Origin of the sequence: Lysobacter sp. H23M47 (assembly GCF_015209765.1) — a bacterium.
Lineage (GTDB): Bacteria > Pseudomonadota > Gammaproteobacteria > Xanthomonadales > Xanthomonadaceae > Novilysobacter > Novilysobacter avium.
In genome coordinates this window covers 1,733,081-1,757,060 of the sequence record NZ_CP063658.1, presented here as the reverse complement: position 1 = coordinate 1,757,060, position 23,980 = coordinate 1,733,081, and the positions used below count along the sequence as shown (strand labels likewise).

The window sequence follows — 23,980 nt, the reverse complement described above, 5'->3', positions numbered from 1 at the left end:
TTTGTTTGCAGAAAAGCGGGCTTCGGCCCGCTTTTTTCATGCGCCGGGTCTGGGCCGGCGCCCGGTGAAATGGTCCATCGATGAGTAGACCCGGAACACCCTGTCAGCCAGCACGTCCCACAACGGCTGCGGCAGTACGCCCCGCAGCGCGCCGCTGAGCCAAACGGACCACGGCATCATCAGCCGGGCCTTGCCGCGCTTCATCGCCCGCCACGCGCGGTCGACGACGTCTTCGGGTTCCATCAGCGGCGTCAGCAGCGGCGCCCGCGCGCCGGCGAACATGCCGGTGGTGATATAGCTCGGGATCAGCGTCGTCACTCGTACGTGGCCGTGCCCGGCACGCAACAGCTCCAGCCGCACTGAATCGCTCCAGCCGATCACCGCCCATTTCGACGCGGCGTAGACGCTCATCCGCGGCACCGACAGCATCCCTGAAGCGGAGGCCACGTTCAGAATGCGCGCAGGACCCGGATTGGCGATCATCGCCGGAAGGAACTCGCGGGTGATGTGCATCAGGGCCAGCACGTTGATGTCCATCACCGCCGCAATGTCGCGCGTGTGGTCGTGCTCCCAGAACAGCTTGCTGCGCACGATGCCGGCGTTGTTGATGACCACGTCCGGATCGCCCACTTCGCTGCGCACCCGCGCCGCGGCGGTGGTGATGTCGGACAGCGAGGCGACGTCTACAACGTAGGCGTGGATCTGTGTGCCCGGCCTGCCGATCTCATCCCGGGTGGCCGCCAGACCAGGTCCGTCCAGGTCCCAAAGCACCACGGACTTGGCGCCCTCCGCGATCGCACGCTCGGCATACAGCCGGCCCATGCCCATTGCGGCGCCGGTGATCAGGACGATTTTTCCCTCTACTGATTGCATGCCCACCCCCATCGATTCAGACGATTGTGCACGAGCGGCGGAAAGGTCGGCGCGTCAGCAATGTTGAGGGGAAGGCGGCAGGCCGAACAGTCGCTCGGCATTGGACGAGGTTGCGGCGGCCAGCTCATCCGCGGAAATGTCCCGCAGCTGGGCGATGGTTTCCAGCACATGGGTAATGCGCGCGGGCTCGTTGCGCTTGCCGCGATGGGCGGCATCGGGCTGGTCGGGTGCGTCGGTTTCCAGCAGCAGCCATTCCAGCGGCATCGTCGCCACGATCCTGCGCAGGCGTTTTGCGCGCTCATACGTGACCGGCCCGCCGAATCCGAGCATGAACCCGTTCTCCCAGAGGATATCGGCTTGCTGCTGGCTGCCGGGGAAGCTGTGGACGACGCCGCGAAGATTGCCGATCCGGCGGATCGCGGAGATCACCTGATCCACCGAGCGGCGGGCGTGCACGATCACCGGCAGGTCGAAGTCGCGGGCCAGTTTGAGCTGGGCATCGAAGTACCAGGCCTGTTCCTCGCGGTCCGGATCCGTAATGTAGAAATCCAGGCCGCATTCCCCCACGGCAACAGGCTTCTCGCGTTCAATCCACTGCTTCAGGTCGGCGATGTGTTCGCGTCGGTGCGCATCCAGGAACATCGGGTGCAGGCCGTACGCGGCGTGCAGTCCGTCGCCAGAGGCACAGACGTCGCGCAATCCCGGCCAGCCCGCGGCGATTGTCGCCGGGACCACCTGCCGGGTGACGCCAGCGATCCGGGCGCGCTTGACCACTTCCGCGCGGTCCTGGTCGAACTCCGGAGCGTCCAGGTGGCAATGCGTGTCTACAAGCACAGGATGTCTACCGGCCTGCCTGGATCAACGTGGGGGCTTGGGCGGTGCGTCGATCACCTGTCCGCGCTGTTTCCACTGCGCCAGCATGAGGGTGCCCAGGCCCAGCAGGATCTCATCGACAAAAGGAACGGGGTCGGGGATCAGCACCGAAAGCACGAACAGCGCCGCGGTGATCTTGAACAGGGTCGGGAAGCGGAGCTTTCGCGCCCAGCCCATGAACGGCGAAAGAAGGGGGTTGGCCATGGATTTCCTCGGTGATCCGGAAGCTTCTGTCATCAGTATCGCAATTGCGATGTTGTGACCGTGCAGACGCATTTGGGCAGTATGTGACACAAAGTGCGGATCCGTTCAGCCCGGTGATGGTGGAATGGACGCAGTCGATAGCGCGGGCGAGACCCGCACGGATGAGGTGGAGAGATGAACAAGAACATGCTTGCCGTTGCCGTTGCTGCCCTGATGGTCGGTGGCGTCGCGGTTGCCGCCTACAATTCGTTCGACCGGCCGGCGAGCCACGATGTTGGTGCCGCCAGCTTTTCACCGGTCGCCGGCCAAACGGACCTTGCGTCCTTTGCTGGCGATTCCCGCGCCGACGGGTCGATCGCCATGCTTGATCGGGCGCCGATGGCTCGCCTGGACTACGCGGATGTGATCGATATCGACGAGGTGACGGAGAAGGAAGACCTGTACGCGGTCGTTACCGGGGTCGACCCTGTGCGTGAAACCAGCACCGTATCCAGTCCACGCCAGGTGTGTGAGGACGTTGTGGTGCAGGAGCGCCTGCCCGAACGCGATGGCAATGTCGGCGGGACGGTTGCCGGTGCGGTGATCGGCGGCGTCCTGGGCAACCAGATCGGAAAGGGCAACGGGCGCAAGGCAGCGACTGCAGCCGGCGCCGTAGCCGGTGGTTTTGTAGGCAACCGCGTCGACCGCAATCACGTCGGTGGGCGGGTCGTGGAGCGGGTGGACCGGCAGTGCCGCACCGTTGCCGACACCTCCCAGTCCAGCCGGGTGATCGGCTACGACGTCTCGTTCCGCAATCCGGATGGCACGACGGGCAGCAAGCGCATGGGCAGCAAGCCCGGCGAGCGCATTTCGCTGGGCAGTCGGGATGAGGTGGTGGGCTACGACGTCACGTACCGCTTCGACGGCCAGGAGCGCACCGTGCGCATGAACGACCGCCCTGGTGACCGCCTGCCGGTGATCGATGGCGAGGTGGTGGTGCAGACGGCGTCCGTGGCCGGTACCCCGCGCGGCTGATCGCGATCACAGCTGCCGGTGATGCGCCCAAGGGGCTGGATATTCCGGCCCCTTCGCGTTTGGGCCGAGGCGAGCATGGTGTGCTCCATCCGGCGTGCTGCTTACAATGGTCCTTTTCGCGCACGAGTCCGCCATGTCCCTCAATCCCTACGACCTGTACGACACCCGTTCCCTTCTGAGCGAGGAGGAGCGCGCCGTGCAGGACACGGTGGCGCGGTTCACCGACGAGCGCGTGATCCCGATCATCGGCGACGCGTTCGATGAAGGCCGCTTTCCGCGCGAGCTGATTCCCGAGATCGCCGAGCTCGGCCTGCTGGGCTCCTCACTACCGGAGGAATACGGCGGTGGCGGCCTGAATTCGGTGTCCTACGGCCTGATCTGCCAGGAGCTGGAGCGCGGCGACAGCGGCATCCGCAGCTTCGTCTCGGTGCAGTCCTCGCTGTGCATGTACCCGATCTTCGCCTATGGGACCGAGGAGCAGAAGCAGCGCTGGCTGCCCTCGATGGCGCGCGGGGAGACCATCGGCTGCTTCGGCCTGACCGAGCCGCACGGCGGCTCCGACCCGGCCAACATGAAGACCAACGCGAAGAAAGACGGCGGCGACTGGGTCCTCAACGGCAGCAAGATGTGGATCACCAACGGCAACCTGGCCGACATCGCGATCGTCTGGGCGCAGACCGATGAGGGCATCCAGGGCTTCGTGGTCGAGAAGGGCATGCCGGGTTTTGCCGCCCAGGAGATCAAGCACAAGATGAGCCTGCGCGCCTCGGTCACCAGTGGCCTGTTTTTTGACAACGTGCGCGTGCCCGAAGCCAACCGCCTGCCCAACGTGAAGGGCCTGAAGGGTCCGCTGGGCTGCCTGACCCAGGCCCGCTACGGCATCACCTGGGGCCCGATCGGCGCCGCGATTGCGTGTCTTGACGAAGTGCTGGGCTACACCAAGGAGCGCATCCTGTTCGGTCGCCCGGTGGCGGCAACGCAATCCGCCCAATTGAAGATGGCCGACATGGCCCGTCGCATCACCATGGCGCAGCTGCTGGTGGTCCAGCTGGGCCGGCTCAAGGATGCCGGCACCATGGCCCCGACCCAGGTCAGCCTGGCCAAGTGGAACAACTGCCGCATGGCGATCGACATCGCCCGCCAGTGCCGCGACCTGCTGGGTGGCGCCGGCATCACCACCGAGCACTGCGCGATCCGCCACGCCATGAACCTGGAGTCGGTGATCACCTACGAGGGCACCGAGACCATCCACCAGCTGGTGGTCGGCCGCGAGCTGACGGGGATCAACGCGTTCTGATCGCGCACCGCACGCCCGAGTTGCCCGCCTGACGAAACTCCAGACCTACCTATTGCAGCCTCGCGCCCACCGGCCGAGGCGGAGCCCTGATGATGTCGAGCCTGTCCAGCCCTATTCCCGCACGCATGCGGGGCCTCAACCGCGCCGAGATCTGCGATGTGAATTTCACCGAGTTCGTCCGGTCCTGGAACGGGCGGGCCGGTGTGGCTCCGGACGACGATGCGCCGGTGCTGGAGGGCAGTGCACTGGATGCAAAGGGCTTCCTGGAGTTGTTCGAATCGCAGCTGGTCAGCCGCCACCTAGACCTCATGGCGCGGGTGCTGCGGGTGCAGAACAAGGTCTTCTATACGATCGGTTCGTCCGGGCACGAGGGCAACGCAATGGTCGCGCGCGCCACCCGGCATACCGATCCGGCCTTCCTGCATTACCGCAGCGGCGGCTTCATGGCCGAGCGCTTCCGCAAACTACCCGGGATGGATCCGGCGATGGACTCCGCGCTGAGCTTTGCCGCCAGCAAGGACGACCCCGCCAGCGGCGGTCGCCACAAGGTCTGGGGCAGCAAGCCCTTGTGGGTGCTCCCGCAGACATCGACCATCGCCTCGCACCTGCCCAAGGCACTCGGCACGGCGATCGCGATCGAGGCCGGCCGGCGCCTTGGACACCAGCTGCCGATTCCCGACGACAGCATCACCATCTGCTCCTTCGGTGATGCGTCCAGCAACCATGCGACCGCGCAGACCGCTTTCAACGCGGCCGCGTGGACCGCCTACCAAAAGCTGCCGGCGCCGGCGCTGTTCGTGTGCGAGGACAACGGCATCGGCATCTCGGTGAAGACGCCGTCAGGCTGGATCGCGCGCAATTTTTCCCAGCGCGCCGACCTGGACTACTTCGCCGCCGACGGCCTGGACCTGGCCAACGGCTATGCCGATGTCCAGCGCGCCGTCGAGCACTGCCGGACCACCCGCCGGCCGACCTTCCTGCACCTGCGCACGACGCGGATCATGGGTCACGCCGGGACCGACTTCGAGATCGAGTGGCGGTCGCTCGAGGAACTGTGCGCCGTCGAGGCGACCGATCCGCTGCTGCGGTCGGCATCGATCGCACTGGAATCCGGGCTCATGTCCAGGGATGAGGTGCTGGAGCTTTACGAACGCACGCGCAAGCGCTGTTTCGCCGCCGCCGAGGAAGCCGATCGCCGACCCAAACTTGAAACGCTGGCCGACGTCATCGCGCCGTTGGCTCCGTACTCTCCCGACAAGGTCATGGCCGAGGCCGGGCGCGCCGACTTCGATGAGCGTCGCCTGGAGGTCTTCGGCGGCGAGGCGAAGCTGCCGGAAAACCTGCCGCCACGCCACATGGCCATCCAGATCAACCAGGCGCTGCACGAGACCTTCGCCAAGTACCCCGATGCGCTACTGTTTGGCGAGGACGTGGCCCAGAAGGGCGGCGTCTACACCGTCACCAAGGGGCTGCAGAAAGCCTTCGGGCCGCGCCGCGTGTTCAATACGCTGCTCGACGAGACCATGATCCTGGGCATGGCGCAGGGCTTTGCCAACGTCGGGATGCTGCCGATCCCGGAAATCCAGTACCTGGCCTACTTCCACAACGCCTGCGACCAGATCCGCGGCGAGGCGGCGAGCCTGCAGTTCTTCAGCAACAACCAGTATGCCAATCCGATGGTGGTGCGCATCGCCGGGCTGGGCTACCAGCGTGGCTTCGGCGGCCATTTCCACAACGACAACTCGATCACCGCGTTGCGCGATATCCCCGGCCTGGTGGTCGGCTGCCCGTCGCGCGGCGACGATGCGGTGACGATGCTGCGGACGCTGACCGCGCTGGCCAAGGTGGACGGGCGCGTCAGTGTGTTCCTGGAGCCCATCGCGCTGTACATGACCAAGGACCTGCACGAAGCGGGCGACGGCGGCTGGCTGACCGAATACCCCGAGCAGGGGAAGGCCATGGTGATCGGCGAAGGCCGGGTGTACCCGCCTGAAAGCGACGCGGGCGAAGATGCCGATGTCGGCGACGGCGATGGGCGCGATGACCTGGTGCTGTTCACCTACGGCAACGGCGTGCCGATGAGCCTGCGCGCCGCCCGCAGCATCCGCGAGGCGCACGGCTGGCGGACGCGGGTGGTGGACCTGTGCTGGCTGGTGCCGCTCAATGACGCCTGGATCGTCGAGCAGGCTCGCGGTGCACGCCGAATCCTCATTGTCGATGAAGGCCGCCAAAGCGCCGGCGTGGGGGAGGGCGTCATCACCGCGATCGCCGAGGGCGGGCTGGGCGGTATTCCGTTTGAGCGGGTCGTGGGCGTGGACACCTACACGCCGCTGGCCGGCGCGGCGTTCCTGGTCATTCCCGGCGAAGAGGACATCGTCGATGCAGCCGGCCGGCTGGCGGCAGCGGACTGAGGCCGGTCACCCCGGCCAGGGACCGGGCCGCAGCGGAGCGGGGCGTCGCGCCAGCAATGCAAGGGCCTGCAGGTAGCGGGCAACACGCGCCCTCAGCGCGCAAGACCGTCCCGTAGCGGCGCCTCAATCACGCTGGCGCCGTCCACCATCAACGCGGAGCCCGGCAGGCCGGGCTGCGGCCGCTCCAGCGGCAGCACGGCCAGCGCGATGTGCTTATCCGACGCGCTGGCGACCGACATCACCCGGCCCAGGGATTTCCCGTCGGCGGTGACGTCGCTGCCAACGGCGATCGGCGAACCCGACTCCAACAGCGCCAGGCGGCGCTTGGCCTTGCCCAGGAAATGCGTGCGCGCAACAATTTCCTGGCCGGGATAGCAGCCTTTTTTCACGCTGAAGGCCTGCAGTCGCTCCAGCGACAACTGCTGCGGCGTCCACTGCTCGCGCTCTGTGTCGACCAGCCGCGGCAGACCCTCCTGCAGGTCGGCCACACGCCAGCGCGCGATGGCGTCGTCGTCGGGCAAGGCATCCAGACCGGTACTGATCACCAGGCTGCGCGCATGTTCCCCCGTGCCCAGATCCAACTCAACGGTGTCGCCGTCAGCTGCAAAGGTGTTCCCGCGGGCACCCGACGCCTGGGTAAAACGACCGCCCACCCGGAGACCCTCATCGATACCGATGGTGACCTTGCTGCGGAACAGATAGCCGCGCAGACGCTGGACGATTGCTTCGGCGCCGCCATCGGGGAGCATCAACCAGAGTGTCTCCGGATCCCTGCGCAGCACCGCGAACAGCGTGATCACGCGGCCCTTCGGGGTGAGCCAGCCACTCCATTGCCACTCGCCGTCGGCGAGGACGCCAATGTCGTTCATGAACTGGGCCTGGGAAAATGCGATCGCATCGCGGCCACGGAGTGTGATGACGGCCTGCTCAGGCAACGCGATCAGAGGGCCTACAGTGGCGGGTGACTTGTCAGACATGGGGGCGGCAACTAAGCTAGGACCCAGTGATGATAGGCCAAACCACCTCCGAGACCGATCCTGCCGCGACCACCCAGGTGCCTGCGGACCCCGAGGTGGACAGCCCGGACCAGCCTTCCCAGATTCCCGAGTACGGCGGCCGTGAAGGCCTGGACCCGACCCGGTATGGCGATTGGGAGAAGAACGGCCGCTGCATCGATTTCTGACGTCGCCCGACGTCCAGTCACCCCAAGCACATTCCGCCACGCGGCCCCGCCGCCTAGCCCAGAGAGCGCCGTTGCCATGGCCAGTCGCCAACGCCCCATATCACCGCACATCCAGGTCTACCGCTGGCAGGTCCAGATGGTCACCTCGATCCTCCATCGCGCCACCGGCATCGTCCTGGTTGCCGGCAGCCTGCTGTTTGTCTGGGGCTTGTGGGCGCTCGCGGCAGGCCCGGCGCAGTGGGCGGATTTCAGCGGTTTCGCGCGCTCCATTCCCGGTTTCGTGGTGCTGTTCGGCTGGAGCTGGGCGTTTGCGTATCACCTTGCCAACGGTATCCGCCACGTGCTCCAGGACGCCGGTTGGGGCTTCCGGATCCCCGATTTCATCCGCAACAGCTGGACCACGATCATCGCTAGCCTGGTGATTACCGGGCTGCTGTGGTTCGCGGCCATGCAGCAATGGGGTGGGGCATGAACAGCAACGATCTGCAGGGTGACCTGCGCAATCCGCTCAAGCGGGCCCGCGGCCTGGGTTCGGCGAAGGAAGGGACCGGGCACTTCATCGTCCAGCGTGTTACCGCGATCGCACTCGTGTTCCTCTCGCTTTACGTGGTCTATCTGCTGCTGTCGCTGGTGGGCGCCGACTACGCCAGCGTGCGGGCCGCGGTTGCATCGCCGTTCAATGCACTGCTGCTCATCGCATTCCTGATCGCCTCGTTCTGGCACGCCAAGCTGGGCCTGCAGGTCGTGTTCGAGGACTACGTGCACACCGGCTGGCTGCAGGTGACGGTCCAGCTCGCCATCATCTTTCTCTGCGTACTCGCGGCACTTGCCAGCGTGTTCGCGGTCATTCGCATCGCGTTCGGGGGCTGATCGTGCCGGCTTACAAGATCCAGGAACACAAATTCGACATGGTCGTGGTCGGCGCCGGCGGCGCCGGGCTGCGTGCGACCTTCGGTCTGGCCCAGAAGGGGCTGAAGACCGCGTGCATCACCAAGGTCTTCCCGACCCGCTCCCACACCGTGGCCGCCCAGGGTGGCGTCGCCGCCGCGCTGGGCAACATGGGTGAGGACGACTGGCGCTACCATTTCTACGACACCGTGAAGGGGTCCGACTGGCTGGGCGACCAGGACGCGATCGAGTACATGTGCCGCGAGGCCATCCCGGCGATCATCGAACTGGAGCACCAGGGCGTGCCGTTCTCGCGTACGCCCGAGGGAAAGATCTACCAGCGTCCCTTCGGTGGCATGACCACCAAGTACGGCGAGGGCCCGCCGGCCCAGCGCACCTGCGCTGCCGCCGACCGGACCGGCCACGCGATCCTGCACACGCTGTACCAGCAGTCGCTGGCGCACCACGCCGAGTTCTTCATCGAGTACTTCGCGCTGGACCTGATCATGGATGCCGACGGCGTTTGCCGTGGCGTCCTCGCGCTGGACATGGCCGAAGGCACGCTGCACCTGTTCCGTTCCCAGGGCACGGTGCTGGCGACCGGCGGTTACGGACGCGCGTATTTCTCGGCGACTTCGGCGCACACCTGCACCGGTGACGGCAACGGCATGGCGCTGCGCGCTGGACTGGCGCTGCAGGACATGGAGTTCGTGCAGTTCCACCCGACCGGCATCTACGGCGCGGGCTGCCTGATCACCGAAGGCGTGCGCGGCGAAGGCGGCATCCTGCGCAACGCCGCCGGCGAGCGCTTCATGGAGCGCTATGCACCCTCGGCGAAGGACCTGGCCTCGCGTGACGTCGTCAGCCGCGCGATGACCATGGAGATACGCGAGGGTCGCGGCGTGGGCGAGCACAAGGACCACATGCTGCTCGACCTGACCCACCTGGGGCCGGAAGTGATCCACGAGAAGCTGCCCGGCATCGCCGAGTCCGCGCGCATCTTTGCCAACGTCGATGTGGAAAAGCAGCCGATCCCGGTCATCCCGACCGTGCACTACAACATGGGCGGTGTGCCGACCAATTACCACGGCGAAGTCGTGCAGTTGAAGAACGGCGATCCCGATGCGGTGGTTCCCGGCCTCTACGCGATTGGCGAGGCGGCGTGCGTATCCGTGCACGGTGCCAACCGCCTGGGCTCCAACTCGCTGCTCGACCTGGTGGTGTTCGGCCGCGCGGTGGCCAACCGCTGCGCCGAGACGATCACCCCGGGTGCCAACCATCCCGACCTGCCGGCCGACGCGTGCGATGCATCGCTGGCGCATCTGGAGAAGCTGCGCAACGCCAATGGCGGCACGCCGACCGCAGTCATCCGCGACCAGATGCAGCGGGCGATGCAGGCCGACGCAGCGGTGTTCCGGACCGAGGAGACCCTGGCCGAGGGCGTGGGCCGGATCCGCGAGATCCGTGCGTCCTTCGAGGACGTCAAGGTCAGCGACCGCTCGCTGATCTGGAACTCCGACCTGGTCGAAACCTTCGAGCTGTCCAACCTGTTGGGCCAGGCGCTGTCGACGATCGTCTGCGCGGAGAATCGCACCGAGTCACGCGGCGCCCATGCGCGCGACGACTACCCCGAGCGCGACGACGCCAACTGGCACAAGCACTCGCTGTGCTGGGTGGACGAGGCGGGAAATACGAAGATCGATTATCGGCCGGTGCACATGTACACGCTGACTGACGACGTGGACGTGGTCCCGCCTGCAAAGCGGGTCTACTGACGTTTTCACCAATCACCCCGCGGGCCGCATGCCGGTCCGCGGTGCCGGCTGAGACCGGCTTCCAGGGCGGAACTACCGATGGCCGATTTCAACCTTCCCAAAAACTCGACGATCCAGAAGGGCAAGCATTACGAGACGCCCGGGGCCCAGCAGCCGCGTACGTTCCGTGTGTACCGCTGGAATCCCGAGGATGACCAGAACCCGCGCGTGGACACCTACGAGGTGGACATGGCGAGCTGCGGCCCGATGGTTCTGGATGCGCTGATCAAGATCAAGAACGAGATCGACCCGACGCTGACCTTCCGCCGCTCGTGCCGCGAAGGCATCTGCGGGTCGTGCGCGATGAACATCGACGGCACCAACACGCTGGCGTGCACCAAGGCGATCGAGGATTGCAGCGGTGGCGACGTGCCGATCTACCCGCTGCCGGCAATGGAAGTGGTCAAGGACCTGGTCCCCGATCTGACCCATTTCTACGCCCAGTACGCGTCGATCAGGCCGTGGATCCGGACCGCAAGCCCGGAGCCGAGTGATCGCGAGCGCCTGCAGTCGCCGGAGGACCGCAAGAAGCTCGACGGCCTTTACGAGTGCATCCTGTGTGCCTGCTGCACCGCTGGCTGCCCCAGTCACTGGTGGAACGGAGATCGCTACCTCGGCCCGGCCGTCCTGCTGCAGGCCTATCGCTGGATCGTCGACAGCCGCGACGAGGACACCGGTGCGCGCCTGGATGACCTGGAAGATCCGTTCAAGCTCTATCGCTGCCACACCATCCTCAACTGCACGCGGACCTGTCCGAAGGGGCTGAACCCGGCTCGCGCGATTGCCGAGATCAAGAAGCTGATGGTCGCGCGCCGGACCTGATGCGGGCACTTTGATGTTTTGCAAAGGGGTGTGCCGGGTGCACGCCCCTTTTTTGTGGAGGTCACATGCCACTGAATCCTGACGATGAGGTCGAACTGCGCCGGCTGCGCTGGAAGTGCCGGCGCGGCATGCGCGAGCTGGACCAGCTGTTTGGCCGCTATCTCGACAGCGAATGGCGGCAGGCATCCGTAGGAGATCGGGCGGTTTTCCTACGTCTGCTGGAATGCGAGGACGATAAGCTCTGGCACTGGTTCATGGGTCATGAGGTCGCGCCAGATGCCGAACTTGCAACGCTCGTCAGCATCATCCGCCAGTTGCCGCCTTGAGTGGCGGCCATCGGCCTGGCTGATCGCGGCGCTGCCAGCGTTGGGTGTGCTGGGGGCACTGTCGCTCCTGCTGTCGGGGTTTCCGCGCGCGCTCACCTGGACCGGCGCCTTGCTCGCGCTGCTGTGGGGCGTGGTGGAGTCGCGGCGGGAGGCCGCAAAAACGCCAATCGAGATCGAGCTGGATGGCGCCACGGTAAAAGTCGACGATGGGATCGTCACCGACTTCCGGGTGCTCTGGCGCGGGCCGTTGAGCTTCGCGCGCTGGCGCGATGCGGAGCGGCGCGCGCATCGTCTGGCATGGTGGCCCGACACCTTGGACGCGGCCAGCCGGCGTGAACTGCGACTCGCATTGCCGGCACAAACTCCTGCTCGCAGGCGCCGTTCGGTGGCACCATAGTGGGCTATGTTCAAACCCATTCCAGTCGCCATCGGCCTGCGCTACCTGCGCGCCAAACGCCGCAATGGCTTCATCTCCTTTATTTCCCTGGCGTCCATCCTTGGTATCGCCCTGGGCGTGGCGGCGCTGATCACCACCCTGGCGGTGATGAGTGGCTTCCAGCAGGAAATCCGTGACCGCATGCTGCAGATGGCGGCGCATGCGACCGTCAGTGCTTTCGGGGAACCCTTGGACAACTGGCAGCAGGCGGTGGACCTGGCGCTGGCCGATCCGCGGGTCGCCGGCGCGGCACCTTATGTGGAAAAGGAAGCCCTGCTCAACGGCCCGCGTCAGCAGCCGGCCATGGTCCGCGGCGTGGTGCCCGCTGACGAGCGCACCGTGTCGGTGCTGGGCGACAAGATGGTGGCCGGTACGCTCGAATCGCTGGAGCCGGGCGGGTTCAACATCGTGCTGGGCCGCGAGTTGGCCGCATGGCTGGGCGTCGGCGTCGGCGACAAGGTGGTCATGACGATTGCCGAGTTCAACAGTACGCCGGTGGGGGCGATGCCGCGGGTCAAGCGCTTCACCGTCAGCGGCATCTTCGAGGTCGGTTACAACGAATACGACCGCAGCATGGCGTTCACCAGCATGTCCGACATGCAGCGGCTGATGCGTCTGGGCGATGGCGTCACCGGAGTGCGCCTGCGCCTGGTCGACATGAACCAGGCCTGGGATGTCGCGCGTGATCTGGCGACCAAGCTGGGCGGCATGCAGGTCAGCGACTGGACCACCGACAACGCCAACATGTTCCGCGCGCTGAAGATGGAGAAGACCCTGATGGCGATCCTGCTGTCGCTTATCATCGCCATGGGTGCCTTCAACCTGGTCTCCTCCCAGGTGATGCTGGTGACCGACAAGCAGGCCGATATCGCGATCATGCGTACCTTCGGTCTGTCGCCCAAAGGGGTGATGCAGGTGTTCATGGTGCAGGGCAGCCTGATTGGCGTGATCGGCACCGTCCTCGGCGTGGTCGGCGGCATCGTCCTGACCCTGAACCTGGAAAACATCCTTTTTGCGATCGAGCGGGTGTTCGGCGTCAGCCTCTTGCCCGAGGACGTCTATTACATCACCGGTCTTCCGACCGACCTCAAGCCGGAGGATGTGCTGGCGATTACGGCGGTGGCGCTGGTGATGGCGTTCCTGGCGACCATCTACCCGGCATGGCGTGCGGCGCGCACTCCACCCGCGGAGGCGCTGCGCTATGAATGAGCGTGTCTGGCAACCCGGCGACGACGTGGTCCTCGGGTGCACCGGCCTGGGCATGGTCTATGCCGAGGGGAAGATGCGCACGCCCGTGTTCGACGGCCTGGATCTGGAGGTCCGCAAGGGCGAGACCGTAGCGATCGTCGGCGCGTCGGGCGCAGGCAAGAGCACCCTGTTGCACCTGCTGGGCGGGCTGGATACGCCGACCGCCGGCGACGTCTATGTCGACGGGCACTGGATGAGTGCGCTGTCGGATACGGCGCGTGGGCAATTGCGCAACCGGGCGCTCGGGTTTGTCTACCAGTTCCACCACCTGCTGCCGGAGTTCACCGCGCTGGAGAACGTGATGTTGCCCGTGCTGCTGGGCGGCGAGAAAGTGGCCACGGCGCGCGACCGGGCGCGCGACCTGCTGGAATCCGTGGGCTTGGGGCACCGCCTTGAGCACAAGCCGGGTGAACTCTCCGGTGGTGAGCGCCAGCGCGCGGCGGTGGCGCGCGCACTGGTCAATCGCCCCGCCTGCGTGCTGGGCGATGAGCCGACGGGCAACCTGGACGAGAAGACCGCAGCGCACGTTTTCGACCAGATGCTGGAACTCAACCGCGAGCACCGCACCAGCCTCGTCCTGGTAACCCACGACCGGCGTCTCGCCAGCCGGCTGGACCGGGTGCTGGAACTGCACCAGGGCCGCCTGCGCGAACTGGTGGCAAGCGACATGTAAGCACTCCGGCCAGCGTGCTGCAGCGCCGGCCCAGCCCAAAAACTCACCACATGGAAGTACGCCATGAGCAATGCGGCAAGGACGCCGCCGTCCACTCCCACGATTGACCGTAGCCCGCCTGCTGGCGTTGGCACCTCGACCGTCGGCGACCACAGCCCGACCACACTGCGAGTGCAGGCGCGTCCACTTGGCGTGCCCGTGGCAGGCGGACTGCTCGCGGGTGTCTCGCTGGCCTTGTGGCTGCCCTGGCTGGCGCCTCTCTGGCTCTTGCTGCTTGCCCTGGTCATTGGCATGCCAGCGTGGTGGCGGTCCTGGCGAGGGCGTTGGCTGGGTGCGTGCCTCGTCGGTTTCGCCCTCGCAGGCCTGCACGCCACCCACGCGCTGTCCGCCCAGCTTCCACCGGATTGGCAGAAGCGCGACGTGGTGGTTTCCGGACGGGTCATCGAGCTACCGCAGCATCAGCCGCGGCGCACCGCATTCGCGCTCCGGGTGGATCGCGGGAGCGATCAGCCCGAGCCATTGCGCGGACGGTTGCTGCGACTGTCGTGGTTCGACGAGCGCGACGGTACGGAGACCGGGCGAGCGCAGGTCCAGGCCGGTCAGCAATGGCAGATGACCGTGCGGCTGCGCGCGCCGCGCGGCCTGCGCAATCCCGGCGGGTTCGACAGCGAGAAGCACGCCTTTGCCGGCCGGGTGACCGCCACCGGATATGTCCGCAAACCCGCGGAGGCGCGCCTTCAGCAGCCGGGAAGAGGGATCAACGCCTGGCGTGGTGCCATGTCGCAGCGCATCGCAGCATCCGTCGCCCCAGAATCGGCCCGCTTCCTTTCCGCTTTCGCGCTCGGGGATACGCGCGCTCTCGACGATGACGACTGGCACGTCCTGCGTGCCACGGGCCTGAGTCATCTGGTGGCCATTTCCGGCATGCACGTCGGGATCGTCGCGGGATTCTTTGCCCTGGCGATGGCCGGGGTGTGGTGGCTGTTCCCCGGTCTCGGTCGGCGCGTGCCGCGCCCGATCGCCGCCGCCATGGGGGGTCTGGTCGGAGCGATCCTGTACGCCGCCGTGGCCGGGTTTGCGCTGCCGACGGTGCGGACCGTCCTGATGGTGGCCGTGGTCGCCGGCATGCGCGTCCAGCGTCGGCGATCGACCACGCTGGAAGTCCTGGCCCTGGCGATGATCGCGGTGCTCATCGTCGACCCGTTGTCGGCGCTTACCGCAGGATTCTGGCTGAGCTTCTTCGGCGTCGCCTGGCTGGTCTGGTGCCTGCCCGAGGTAGGCCGGCGACCGCTGCACGATCTGGTGTCCGCGCAGGGTGTGGCCACCGTCGGTCTGTTACCCCTCACGGCGGTGCTGTTCGACCAGGCATCGCTCGCAGGACCGCTGGCAAACCTGGTGGCGGTGCCTTGGTGGACCCTCGTGGTCGTGCCGCTGTCGCTGGTGGGTACGGCACTGGAATTGGTGCACGCGGGATGGGGGCTGTGGGCATGGAACGCGGCCGCGTGGTGCTTCCAGCGCAGCTGGCCGCTGTTCGATGCGATGGCCGCGAGCGATCTGGCGCTGTGGTGGCTGCGTGAATCGCGCTGGTATGCCCTGCCACTGGCCTTGGCTGGTGCGTTCTGGCTGCTGCTGCCGCGCGGGCTACCCGGGCGTCCGCTGGCGTTCCTGCTGTGGCTGCCCCTGTTGTGGCCGGCGCGCGACCTGCCTGAGCCCGGCGAGGTGGACATCCAGGTGCTCGACGTGGGGCAGGGAACATCTGTTCTGGTCCGCACGAGCGCACACACGCTTTTGTACGACATGGGACCGTCGACACCCGACGGTTTCGACAGCGGCGAGCGCGTGGTTATTCCGGCCCTGCGCTCGCTCGGGGTGGCGCGAGTAAACCGCGCGGTGGTCAGCCATGCCGACAACGACCACAGCGGCGGATTCAACGCGATCCGCAGCCGTACTGTCATCGACACATCCAACGCGCCGGAGGACTCGGGCATCGCCGATACGCTGCCGTGCGTCGCCGGCGAGCAGTGGGAGTGGGACGGCGTGTCGTTCCGCTTCATGCACCCGCCGCCGTACTTCCCCTATCTGGGCAACGACGCCAGTTGCGTACTGCGAGTCACCGGAAAGTACGGCACCGCGCTCCTCCTCGGCGATGTGGGCAAGGTCATCGAGCGCGACCTGGTCCGCCGCAGCCGGCTGGATCCGGAGTCGTCTATCAAGGCCGAGGTCGTATTGGTGTCCCACCATGGCGCCGCCAACGCGTCCGATCCGGCGCTGGTGGAGGCGAGCGGGGCACAACTGGCGATCATGTCCAGCGGGCATGGCAACCGGTTCGGCCACCCGCGCGCCGAGGTGACGCGACGCTGGCGGGATGCCGGTGCAGCGACGCCGGACACGGCGCAGGACGGGGCGATCGGCATACGCATCGGAAAAGCCGGCATCGCCGTGGAAACGCGACGCGCCGCACGTCCACGGCTGTGGGATGCGGCCCGGCGCGAGAATAAGCCCTTGGTCGAGGCTGCGGCTGGGCTATCCTATCGACCGGATTGAATCGGCCCCAGGCCGGAGGTTGGCGCGTGCTGGAACTGGTCAAGGCGGGTGGATGGCCGATGATTCCTATCCTGATGCTGTCGGCGCTGGCCGTGGCGCTGATCGTGGAGCGCGCCTGGACGCTGCGACGCGCGCATGTCCTCCCACCCGGTCTGGGCAATGAAGTCCGAACCTGGGCCAGTGGCGGAGCGCTCGACCCCGCGCACATCGAATCGCTGCGGGCGACATCGCCACTGGGCGAATTGCTGGCCGCCGCGCTGGACGTGCGTGAGCGCCCGCGCGAGCAGATCCGCGAGCGCATCGAGGATGTCGGCCGCCATCTCGTGCACAAGATGGAGCGTTACCTCAACACGCTCGGCTCGGTCGCCTCCGCCGGCCCGTTGCTCGGCCTCTTCGGCACCGTGGTCGGCATGATCCAGCTGTTCCTGGGCATCCTCGATCACGGCATTGGCGACGTGAACCAGCTGGCCGGCGGCATCGGCAAGGCACTGGTCTGCACCGCGGCGGGCATGGTGGTCGCCATTCCCGCCCTGATGGCGCATCGCTGGTACCGCGGCCGCATCGCCGGTTACATCGTCGAGATGGAACACGAAGCGATCCAGTTGCTGGACACCCTGGAAAACACGCGCCCCGCCGCGCCGGCGGTGAAAGCGCAGCGGCGCACGCCCGCCCTGGTGGACTGACCGTCCATGCGCATCCGCGACCATCGGGCCGATGACGAGCCGGAGATCAGCCTTGTTCCGCTGATCGACGTGATCCTGGTGATGATCATCTTTTTCGTGGTCACCGCCACGTTCGACGCGCGCTCGGTCATCCAGCTGGAGTTGCCGCGCGCGACCGGCGAGCAGGTCGACGCGACCCAGCCGCTGGTGGTGCTGGTCAATGCGGACGGGCGCTACTTCGTCGATGACCGCGAGGTGCTGCGCAACGACGTTGATTCGTTGAAAGCCACAATCTCGGAAGTCGCCGGCGCGGAGCGCGAGCGCCCGGTGATGCTGCGGGCCGATGCGCGCACGCCCTACCAGGCCGTGGTGACGGTGTACGACGCGCTGGGCCAGCTGGGCTTCCGCCGGATCATGACCGCCACTGCGTCGCCGGAAGCGGATGCTGCGGCCCAGGATCCGATCCAGTGACCGAAGCCACCTCGCCTTGGCAGATCTACCGCCGGTTGCTGACCCTGTCCAGGCCCTATCGCGCCCTGCTCGGAGTCGGCCTGGTGGGCATGGTGATCGAGGCGCTGGCCGGCGGCGGTTTCACCTGGTTGATGCGCCCGATCATCAACCAGACCTTTATCGCCCGGGACGCCGCGGCCAGTCTGGTGCTTCCGCTGGCCATCGTCGGCCTGTTCGTGGCCCGCGGTGTTGCCGGCTACCTGACCGACGTCAGCATGGCGCGGGCAGGCCGCAGCATCGCCCGCGACCTGCGCGTGCAGGTGCTCGGCAAGTACCTGCGCTTGCCCGGCCAGCGCTTCGATGCCGAGCCGGTCCCCTCGATGCTGGTCAAGCTCAGCTCCGACAGTGACCAGGTCGCGCAGGCCGCCATCGATGCGATGAAGGTCATGTTGCAGCAGTCCCTGCAGGCCATCGTGATGGTCGGGGTGATGCTGTGGACGAGCTGGCAGGTCACCATCCTGATCCTGATCCTCGCGCCGCCGCTGGGGTGGGTGATGGACAAGGTCGGCCGGCGCTATCGGCGGGTCAGTCACCGCATCCAGGAAAGCGGCGCGCAGCTGCTGCAGTCCGCCGACCAGGCCTTGGCGAACCAGCAGGAGGTCAAGGTCTACGGCGCGCAGGGCGTCGAGCTGCAGCGCTACACCGAACAGGCCAACCACCATTTGAAGCTGAGCATGAAGGTCGAGTCGACCCGCAGCATCTCCTCGGCCCTGGTGCAGCTGATGGGCGCGGTGGGCCTGGCGATGCTGCTTTTCTTTGCCGGCCGCGAGGCGCAGGCGGGCCGGATGGACGCGGGCAGCTTCGTGGTCCTGATGACCTCGATGATGGCGATCATCCCGGCGCTGAAGCAGCTCACCAACGTGCAGGGCATGCTCCAGCGCGGGGTGGCATCCGCGCAGCGCCTGTTTGACGTCATCGACGCCGACGACGAGCCCGACGCGGGCACCCAGCCGCTGCAGCGCGCCCGCGGCAAGATCGAATTCCGCGACGTGTCTGCGCGCTATCCCGGCCAGGCCAGCAACGCACTCAGCGATGTCAGTTTCGTAGCCACGCCCGGCACGGTGACGGCGATAGTCGGCCGCTCCGGTAGCGGCAAGTCGACGCTGATCAAGCTGATCCCGCGCTTTTATGAGGTCGAGTCCGGCCAGATCCTGGTGGACGACCAGCCGCTGGACGCCTACCGGCTGGCGGACCTGCGCCGGCAGATCGCGCTGGTCGGCCAGCACGTGATGCTGTTCGACGGCACCATCGCGGCGAACGTGGCCTACGGCGAGCTCGAGCAGCCGCCGGCGGACCGCCTGGAGGCAGCCATACGCGGTGCCAACGCGACCGAGTTCGTCGAGCGCCTGCCAGGCGGCGTCAACAGCCCGATCGGTGCCAAGGGCAGCAGCCTGTCCGGTGGCCAGCGGCAGCGCCTGGCGATTGCCAGGGCGATGCTGAAGGACGCGCCGATCCTGATCCTTGACGAGGCAACCGCGGCCCTGGATACCGAGTCGGAACGACTGGTGCAGGACGCTCTGGAGCGACTGATGCCGGACCGCACCACGCTGGTGATCGCCCACCGCCTGTCGACCATCGAACACGCCGACCAGGTGCTGGTGCTGGACGAGGGCCGGATCGTCGAGCGCGGCACCCACCACGAACTGCTGGCGCGCGACGGCCTGTACGCCCACCTGCACCGCATGCAGTTCCGGGAGCCGCAATGAGCACCGGCCCCGCGCGACGGCGCGAGCATCAGCCGGCGTACTGGTACAGCGACCTGCCGGTGCCGCTGTTCGCGCGCGCCTTGGCGTGGCTGTACGGCATCCTGACCGGGCTGCGGCGCTGGTTCTATCGCGTCGGCCTGTTGCGGCGTCGCCATCCGGGCGTTCCGGTGCTGGTGGTGGGCAACATCACCGCCGGCGGGGCCGGCAAGACCCCGTTGACCATCGCGCTGGCAAACCGGCTGCAGCAGGAGGGCTGGACACCGGGCATCGCCAGCCGCGGCTACGGCCGCACCGACGCGGCATCGCCGGTCTGGGTGGAGGCGAAGACCGCGCCGGCCGTGGGCGGCGACGAGCCGGTACTGATGGCGCGCCGCACCGGCGTCAAGCTGCGCGCCGACCGGGACCGGGCGGCAGCCGCGGCGGCGCTGGCGAAGGCCGGCTGCGACATCATCCTTTGTGACGACGGCCTGCAGCATTACCGGCTCAAGCGCGACATCGAGATCGAGGTGGTCGACGGCGCGCGCCGTTACGGCAATGGCCGCCTGCTTCCGGCCGGGCCGCTGCGCGAGCTGCCGCCACGTGGTGATGCCTGCGACTTCCGCGTCATCAACGTGGCCAATGCGCCGGTCAGCGATGTCAACGGCACCGGGTTTGGCGAATGGCCGATGCGGCTGGCCAGCCACGACGCCGTCCCTGTTCTGGGGGGCAGGCCGCGTCCGCTGGCCGCTTTTGCCGGCCACCGCGTGCACGCCGTGGCCGGGATCGGCAATCCCGAGCGTTTCTTCGCGATGCTGCGGGCGCTGGACATCGCGGTGGTGCCGCATGCCTTCGCCGACCACCACCGCTATCGCGCCGAGGACTTCCAGTTCGGCAGTCCGCTGCCGGTGCTGATGACCGAGAAGGACGCGGTCAAGTGCGCGGGTTTTGCGACCGAGGCGTTCTTCAGTGTACCGGTCAGCGCGGAGCTGCCGGAAGGGTTCTGGGTGTCGCTGCTGGACCGGATCGGGCAGGTGGGCAAGGCATGAATCAAGCGACCGGCACGCGAGCGGACAACGCTGTCGACTTCGTTGTCGCGATTCCCGCGCGCCACGACGCCACCCGGCTGCCCGGCAAACCGCTGCGCCTGATCGCCGGCGAACCGATGGTGCTGCACGTCGCCCGCCGCGCGCTGGCGGCAGGCGCACGCGAGGTCTGGGTCGCGGCCGATGACCTGCGCATTGCCGAGGCGCTGGAGGGCGCCGGCGTGCAGGTGGCGATGACGTCCACCGCGCACGCCTCCGGCACCGACCGCCTTGCCGAGTGCGCGCGCATCGCCGGCTGGAGCGAGGACACCATCGTGGTGAACCTGCAGGGCGACGAGCCGTTCGCACCCGCGGCGGGGATTCGCGCGGTCGCTGCATTGCTTGCCAGCAGCGGCGCGGAAATGGCGACCCTGGCGGCGCCGATCGATGAGGTCGGGACGCTGCTGGACCCGAACGCGGTCAAGCTGGTGCGTGCGACCGACGGCGACGCGCTCTACTTCAGCCGCGCGCCGGTGCCGTGGCCGCGCCAGGCCTTTGCCGCCGATCGCACGCGGATGCCTGAAGGCGGTCCGTGGCTGCGACACATCGGCATCTACGCGTATCGGGCCGGATTCCTGCAGCGTTTCGCGGCCATGCCACCGGGTCGCCTGGAGCAGATCGAGCTGCTGGAGCAGTTGCGAGTGCTCGAGGCCGGGCACCGCATTGCCGTGGCGCTGACTCCCGAGCCATTCCCACCCGGCGTGGATACGGCCGAGGACCTTGCCCGGGCGGAAGCCCTGATGCGGTCAGCGGGTCGGACGGGTTAGACGCCCGCCGCCTCGTCCTTGCGCTGGAACACATGCTTCATCACGAAGTCCGGGGTCACTTCCTCGCCGCTGAGCAGCATCGCGGTCAGTTCGCCGCCCAGGACCTGCGGTGAGATCACCACGTCGGGCTGGGCCAGCTTGACCCGGCTCAGGTGCCTGGCATCGTTGACGGCGGCCACGGTGCGCGCCTTGCCTCCCAGCTCCTTCACCGCAAGGATCACGAACGCGTTCTCCGAGTCGTCCACCAGCATCGCCAGCACGGCTTCGGCGCGGTCTGCGCCGGCCTCGCGCAACACCTCGGTACTGCTGGGATCGCCGATGACGATGTCCATCTCGCGGCTGTCGCTGTCCTCGGGCGCCGAGCGCAGCAGGCGGGTCACCTTGTTGCCACGGCGCGCGAGTTCACGCGCGGTATTGATCGCCAACGAGCCGCTGCCGATGACGACGAAATGGTCTTCCCGTTTCATGCGTGTCCCCTTTTGCGTAACGATGCGTTTCAGGCTGTTGCTGACCATCGGCGCGATGACGGCGGTCAGGGAGGTCGCGAACACAGCGACGCCCAGCACGATCACTGAAATGGTGAACAGTTTGGTTTCCGACGTCTGCGGCGTGATGTCGCCGAAGCCGACGGTGCTCATGGTGACCATCGCGTAGTAGAGCGCGCTGACCAGATCGGTGATCGGCGGGTCGAAATCGCCGCCCAGGTAGTAGGCGCCGAAGGTCGCGTACATCAGCAGCATGACCACGGAGGTCACGGCGAACAGGGTGCTGGCGGCAACGCTGCTGCGGTCGAATTGCCGCCAGGCGATGAACAGTGCCAGAAGCATCACCACGAAGTAGGCCAGCAGCATGTGCGAACGCGCCTGTCCCAGCAGCAGGCTGGTGACGCCGGTGAGCGCGAACAGCAGCGCCATGCTCCACGCCAACCGGGAGCGCGACAGCAGGCCTCCGGCCATGATCAGCATGCCGCCGCCGATCAACAGGCCCGGCAGCCGCTGGGGCCGGACCGCGAAGTGGCCGTCCAGCATTCCGTACAGGTACGTCCGCCAGCCCGCGCCGAAATCCAGCCGCAGCAGCAACACACCGCCGATGGCCAAGGCGAGGGCGAGTGGAACGTGCGGAAACCAGCTGTCGCCGTGCAGCACCGAATACCAGCGTCGCATCAGTGCCCGGATCCGGGCAATGGGTCGCACCGCGATCCTGCCGGCGGGGTCACCGGCGATCATGCGATCCACTCGATCAGGCGCACCGTCGCGTACAGCAGCCCGCCGATCAGTGCGCCGATCGCGGTGCCGTTGTAGCGGATGTACTGCAGGTCGCTGCCGACGCTCAATTCCAGTTCACGCACCAGCTCGCGGGTGTCCCAGCGCTCCACGCGTTCGACGATGAAATCGCGGATATTGCCGCGATACTTCTCGATCAGCGGCCCAAGCGTGTCCAGCACCCACTGATTCAACCAAGCCTGCACGGCAGGATCGCTCGCCAGCTTCTCGCCAACGGCACGTGACGCGTCGGACACCTTGCCGGCGATCGCCGAGTCGTTGCGCTGCAGGTCATCGCGCACCCAGTCCAGCACCTGGGCCCAGGACTGGCGCAGGTAGCGCGCCAGCGCGGGATCATCCAGCACGCGGTCGCGCAGGGCGGAGACCTTCTGTTGCAGGGACGGATCGGTCCGCAGGCGATCGATGAACGCGTCCACGTAGTCGTCAAAGCGCAACCGGAGCTCGTGCGAGGGGTCTTCGGCCATGTCGCTGATCAGGTCGCTGACCCCGGCGATTATCTTGGCCGCGAGTTTCTCTGCAACCGCGTCGTCCAGACGGGTCAGTCGCAGAACCGACCACAACTGGGGAGAAATCTTGCCCGCGATCATGTGCTGCGTGTCTTCGTTGGAGAGCACGTCGCCCAGGTCGCGCAACACGCTGTCCAGCAGCGCCTGGTGGCGGCGGTCCTGGGTCATCACCTCCAGCAGCTGGCTGCCCAGGTCGGCGACATCGGCGCGCTGCAACTGCTCGCGCACCAGCCCCAGCAGGAAGCGATGCAGGCGCTCGCTGTCCATCAGCTGCAGCAGGTGCGGCGCGACACTGACCACGAACACCCCGATCCGGTCGGCGTGGACAGGATTGGCCAACGCGACCGCCAGCCGCTGGCCCGGGTTGAACTCCTCCACCCGCCGCAGCACCTCGCCACTTTCCAGGAAGTGATCGCTGATGAAGTTCGCCAGCGCACGCCCCAGCGCGACCTTTTTGTTGGGAATGATTGCCGTGTGCGGAATCCAGCGCTGCCCCATCGGGTGCCGGAACAGGGCGACCACGGCGAACCAGTCCGCCAGGCCACCGACCATCGCCGCCTCGGCCATCGCCACCAGAAGGTCGAATCCCCAGTGTGGGTGGGTGATTCGCAGCCAGGTACCGATTCCGAACACGACGGCGGCGACAGCCAGCATGCTGACGGCGATCCGTTTGCGTCTTGCCAGCGCCGCTGCGCGGACGTCGCGGGCGAGACTGGCGGTCGGCGGCACCGTCTGGCCGGGACCGGGCGGTGGCAGGTCGGTTTCTGCTGTCATCTGCGGGCGGCGTGTCCTGTGTAGTGGTTTGTGGAAGGTCTTCTGAGGCTTGCACTGACGCATAATCTGCCCCATCCATGGAGTACATGTTTACCTTTTCATCCT

At 67.0% G+C, this 23,980-nt stretch carries 24 protein-coding genes; 18 read left to right on the top strand and 6 right to left on the bottom strand.

Translation table 11 applies throughout. The features are described 5' to 3' along the window. Nucleotides 1-36: 36 nt before the first annotated feature. From INQ43_RS07910 to INQ43_RS07900, 3 genes are read right to left on the bottom strand one after another with little or no spacing between them, the layout of a single operon-like run. Complete coding sequence (locus tag INQ43_RS07910; RefSeq protein WP_228062448.1) at nucleotides 37-873, bottom strand: SDR family oxidoreductase; 837 nt, start codon at nucleotides 871-873, stop codon at nucleotides 37-39. 54 nt (nucleotides 874-927) lie between these two features. Beyond that, nucleotides 928-1,707 carry a TatD family hydrolase gene (locus INQ43_RS07905; RefSeq protein WP_194036088.1) on the bottom strand — a complete coding sequence of 260 codons (780 nt, stop codon included), beginning with the start codon at nucleotides 1,705-1,707 and terminating at the stop codon, nucleotides 928-930. A 24-nt stretch (nucleotides 1,708-1,731) separates the two neighbouring features. Then, complete coding sequence (locus tag INQ43_RS07900) at nucleotides 1,732-1,950, bottom strand: DUF6116 family protein (RefSeq protein ID WP_194036087.1); 219 nt, start codon at nucleotides 1,948-1,950, stop codon at nucleotides 1,732-1,734. Between the two features lie 174 nt (nucleotides 1,951-2,124). Here INQ43_RS07900 and INQ43_RS07895 point away from each other — a divergent pair, with 174 nt between their 5' ends. The 3 genes from INQ43_RS07895 to INQ43_RS07885 all read left to right on the top strand — a co-directional run bounded on the left by INQ43_RS07895 (nucleotide 2,125) and on the right by INQ43_RS07885 (nucleotide 6,672). Next, a complete protein-coding gene (locus INQ43_RS07895) occupies nucleotides 2,125-2,964 on the top strand; it encodes a glycine zipper 2TM domain-containing protein (RefSeq protein ID WP_305058199.1) in 840 nt (279 codons plus the stop codon). Between the two features lie 133 nt (nucleotides 2,965-3,097). Then, nucleotides 3,098-4,261 (top strand): acyl-CoA dehydrogenase family protein, encoded by a 1,164-nt coding sequence (locus INQ43_RS07890; RefSeq protein ID WP_194036086.1) that lies wholly within the window; start codon nucleotides 3,098-3,100, stop codon nucleotides 4,259-4,261. A 92-nt stretch (nucleotides 4,262-4,353) separates the two neighbouring features. Beyond that, entirely contained in the window at nucleotides 4,354-6,672 is a 2,319-nt protein-coding gene (locus INQ43_RS07885; protein WP_194036085.1) for a thiamine pyrophosphate-dependent enzyme, read from the top strand. A gap of 92 nt (nucleotides 6,673-6,764) precedes the next feature. Here INQ43_RS07885 and INQ43_RS07880 read toward each other — a convergent pair whose 3' ends face one another. Next, nucleotides 6,765-7,541: a folate-binding protein gene (locus INQ43_RS07880; RefSeq protein WP_228062447.1), complete on the bottom strand. Its 777-nt coding sequence runs from the start codon at nucleotides 7,539-7,541 to the stop codon at nucleotides 6,765-6,767. Between the two features lie 137 nt (nucleotides 7,542-7,678). On the opposite strand from INQ43_RS07880, the gene INQ43_RS07875 reads away from it, so the two are divergent. From INQ43_RS07875 to kdsB, 15 genes are all read left to right on the top strand, one after another. Further along, on the top strand, nucleotides 7,679-7,855 hold the full coding sequence (locus INQ43_RS07875; protein WP_194036083.1) for a DUF1674 domain-containing protein: 177 nt from the start codon (nucleotides 7,679-7,681) through the stop codon (nucleotides 7,853-7,855). A gap of 76 nt (nucleotides 7,856-7,931) precedes the next feature. Continuing rightward, the gene (gene sdhC / locus INQ43_RS07870) at nucleotides 7,932-8,327 is read left to right on the top strand and encodes a succinate dehydrogenase, cytochrome b556 subunit (protein WP_194036082.1); all 396 of its coding nucleotides are present in this window, start codon (nucleotides 7,932-7,934) and stop codon (nucleotides 8,325-8,327) included. Continuing rightward, entirely contained in the window at nucleotides 8,324-8,725 is a 402-nt protein-coding gene (gene sdhD / locus INQ43_RS07865; protein ID WP_194036081.1) for a succinate dehydrogenase, hydrophobic membrane anchor protein, read from the top strand. Before sdhC ends, sdhD begins: the two co-directional genes overlap by 4 nt. A gap of 2 nt (nucleotides 8,726-8,727) precedes the next feature. After that, nucleotides 8,728-10,518 (top strand): succinate dehydrogenase flavoprotein subunit, encoded by a 1,791-nt coding sequence (gene sdhA / locus INQ43_RS07860; protein ID WP_194036080.1) that lies wholly within the window; start codon nucleotides 8,728-8,730, stop codon nucleotides 10,516-10,518. Between the two features lie 78 nt (nucleotides 10,519-10,596). Further along, nucleotides 10,597-11,379, top strand: a complete 783-nt coding sequence (locus INQ43_RS07855; RefSeq protein WP_194036079.1) for a succinate dehydrogenase iron-sulfur subunit — start codon at nucleotides 10,597-10,599, stop codon at nucleotides 11,377-11,379. Nucleotides 11,380-11,444: 65 nt separating this feature from the next. Beyond that, nucleotides 11,445-11,705 (top strand): succinate dehydrogenase assembly factor 2, encoded by a 261-nt coding sequence (locus INQ43_RS07850; RefSeq protein ID WP_194036078.1) that lies wholly within the window; start codon nucleotides 11,445-11,447, stop codon nucleotides 11,703-11,705. A gap of 46 nt (nucleotides 11,706-11,751) precedes the next feature. Beyond that, nucleotides 11,752-12,102 carry a hypothetical protein gene (locus INQ43_RS07845; RefSeq protein WP_228062446.1) on the top strand — a complete coding sequence of 117 codons (351 nt, stop codon included), beginning with the start codon at nucleotides 11,752-11,754 and terminating at the stop codon, nucleotides 12,100-12,102. A 6-nt stretch (nucleotides 12,103-12,108) separates the two neighbouring features. Then, entirely contained in the window at nucleotides 12,109-13,350 is a 1,242-nt protein-coding gene (locus tag INQ43_RS07840; protein ID WP_194036077.1) for a lipoprotein-releasing ABC transporter permease subunit, read from the top strand. 52 nt (nucleotides 13,351-13,402) lie between these two features. After that, nucleotides 13,403-14,062, top strand: coding sequence for a lipoprotein-releasing ABC transporter ATP-binding protein LolD (lolD, locus tag INQ43_RS07835; protein WP_255518496.1), 660 nt, complete (start codon nucleotides 13,403-13,405; stop codon nucleotides 14,060-14,062). Between the two features lie 63 nt (nucleotides 14,063-14,125). After that, nucleotides 14,126-16,606: a DNA internalization-related competence protein ComEC/Rec2 gene (locus INQ43_RS07830; protein ID WP_228062445.1), complete on the top strand. Its 2,481-nt coding sequence runs from the start codon at nucleotides 14,126-14,128 to the stop codon at nucleotides 16,604-16,606. Between the two features lie 26 nt (nucleotides 16,607-16,632). Beyond that, entirely contained in the window at nucleotides 16,633-17,289 is a 657-nt protein-coding gene (locus INQ43_RS07825) for a MotA/TolQ/ExbB proton channel family protein (protein ID WP_194036075.1), read from the top strand. A 6-nt stretch (nucleotides 17,290-17,295) separates the two neighbouring features. Continuing rightward, nucleotides 17,296-17,739, top strand: coding sequence for a biopolymer transporter ExbD (locus INQ43_RS07820; RefSeq protein ID WP_194036074.1), 444 nt, complete (start codon nucleotides 17,296-17,298; stop codon nucleotides 17,737-17,739). Continuing rightward, the gene (msbA, locus tag INQ43_RS07815) at nucleotides 17,736-19,484 is read left to right on the top strand and encodes a lipid A export permease/ATP-binding protein MsbA (RefSeq protein ID WP_228062444.1); all 1,749 of its coding nucleotides are present in this window, start codon (nucleotides 17,736-17,738) and stop codon (nucleotides 19,482-19,484) included. The genes INQ43_RS07820 and msbA overlap by 4 nt, the downstream gene beginning before the upstream one ends. Next, nucleotides 19,481-20,509, top strand: a complete 1,029-nt coding sequence (gene lpxK, locus INQ43_RS07810; RefSeq protein WP_194036073.1) for a tetraacyldisaccharide 4'-kinase — start codon at nucleotides 19,481-19,483, stop codon at nucleotides 20,507-20,509. The genes msbA and lpxK overlap by 4 nt, the downstream gene beginning before the upstream one ends. After that, nucleotides 20,506-21,312: a 3-deoxy-manno-octulosonate cytidylyltransferase gene (kdsB, locus tag INQ43_RS07805; protein ID WP_194036072.1), complete on the top strand. Its 807-nt coding sequence runs from the start codon at nucleotides 20,506-20,508 to the stop codon at nucleotides 21,310-21,312. Before lpxK ends, kdsB begins: the two co-directional genes overlap by 4 nt. Here the strand turns inward: kdsB and kch are convergent. After that, on the bottom strand, nucleotides 21,309-22,538 hold the full coding sequence (kch, locus tag INQ43_RS07800; RefSeq protein WP_228062443.1) for a voltage-gated potassium channel protein: 1,230 nt from the start codon (nucleotides 22,536-22,538) through the stop codon (nucleotides 21,309-21,311). The genes kdsB and kch overlap by 4 nt on opposite strands. Then, nucleotides 22,535-23,875, bottom strand: a complete 1,341-nt coding sequence (locus tag INQ43_RS07795) for a DUF445 domain-containing protein (protein WP_194036070.1) — start codon at nucleotides 23,873-23,875, stop codon at nucleotides 22,535-22,537. The genes kch and INQ43_RS07795 overlap by 4 nt, the downstream gene beginning before the upstream one ends. Nucleotides 23,876-23,980: the final 105 nt, after the last annotated feature.

Excerpts from the sequence above, each read along its gene's own strand:
- INQ43_RS07910 (WP_228062448.1), bottom strand. The coding sequence starts at position 873 with ATGCAATCAGTAGAGGGAAAAATCGTCCTGATCACCGGCGCCGCAATG.
- INQ43_RS07900 (WP_194036087.1), bottom strand. The coding sequence starts at position 1,950 with ATGGCCAACCCCCTTCTTTCGCCGTTCATGGGCTGGGCGCGAAAGCTC.
- INQ43_RS07895 (WP_305058199.1), top strand. The coding sequence starts at position 2,125 with ATGAACAAGAACATGCTTGCCGTTGCCGTTGCTGCCCTGATGGTCGGT.
- INQ43_RS07890 (WP_194036086.1), top strand. The coding sequence starts at position 3,098 with ATGTCCCTCAATCCCTACGACCTGTACGACACCCGTTCCCTTCTGAGC.
- INQ43_RS07885 (WP_194036085.1), top strand. The coding sequence starts at position 4,354 with ATGTCGAGCCTGTCCAGCCCTATTCCCGCACGCATGCGGGGCCTCAAC.
- INQ43_RS07880 (WP_228062447.1), bottom strand. The coding sequence starts at position 7,541 with ATGAACGACATTGGCGTCCTCGCCGACGGCGAGTGGCAATGGAGTGGC.
- INQ43_RS07875 (WP_194036083.1), top strand. The coding sequence starts at position 7,679 with ATGATAGGCCAAACCACCTCCGAGACCGATCCTGCCGCGACCACCCAG.
- sdhC (WP_194036082.1), top strand. The coding sequence starts at position 7,932 with ATGGCCAGTCGCCAACGCCCCATATCACCGCACATCCAGGTCTACCGC.
- sdhD (WP_194036081.1), top strand. The coding sequence starts at position 8,324 with ATGAACAGCAACGATCTGCAGGGTGACCTGCGCAATCCGCTCAAGCGG.
- INQ43_RS07855 (WP_194036079.1), top strand. The coding sequence starts at position 10,597 with ATGGCCGATTTCAACCTTCCCAAAAACTCGACGATCCAGAAGGGCAAG.
- INQ43_RS07850 (WP_194036078.1), top strand. The coding sequence starts at position 11,445 with ATGCCACTGAATCCTGACGATGAGGTCGAACTGCGCCGGCTGCGCTGG.
- INQ43_RS07840 (WP_194036077.1), top strand. The coding sequence starts at position 12,109 with ATGTTCAAACCCATTCCAGTCGCCATCGGCCTGCGCTACCTGCGCGCC.
- lolD (WP_255518496.1), top strand. The coding sequence starts at position 13,403 with ATGGTCTATGCCGAGGGGAAGATGCGCACGCCCGTGTTCGACGGCCTG.
- INQ43_RS07830 (WP_228062445.1), top strand. The coding sequence starts at position 14,126 with ATGAGCAATGCGGCAAGGACGCCGCCGTCCACTCCCACGATTGACCGT.
- INQ43_RS07820 (WP_194036074.1), top strand. The coding sequence starts at position 17,296 with ATGCGCATCCGCGACCATCGGGCCGATGACGAGCCGGAGATCAGCCTT.
- lpxK (WP_194036073.1), top strand. The coding sequence starts at position 19,481 with ATGAGCACCGGCCCCGCGCGACGGCGCGAGCATCAGCCGGCGTACTGG.
- kdsB (WP_194036072.1), top strand. The coding sequence starts at position 20,506 with ATGAATCAAGCGACCGGCACGCGAGCGGACAACGCTGTCGACTTCGTT.
- kch (WP_228062443.1), bottom strand. The coding sequence starts at position 22,538 with ATGATCGCCGGTGACCCCGCCGGCAGGATCGCGGTGCGACCCATTGCC.
- INQ43_RS07795 (WP_194036070.1), bottom strand. The coding sequence starts at position 23,875 with ATGACAGCAGAAACCGACCTGCCACCGCCCGGTCCCGGCCAGACGGTG.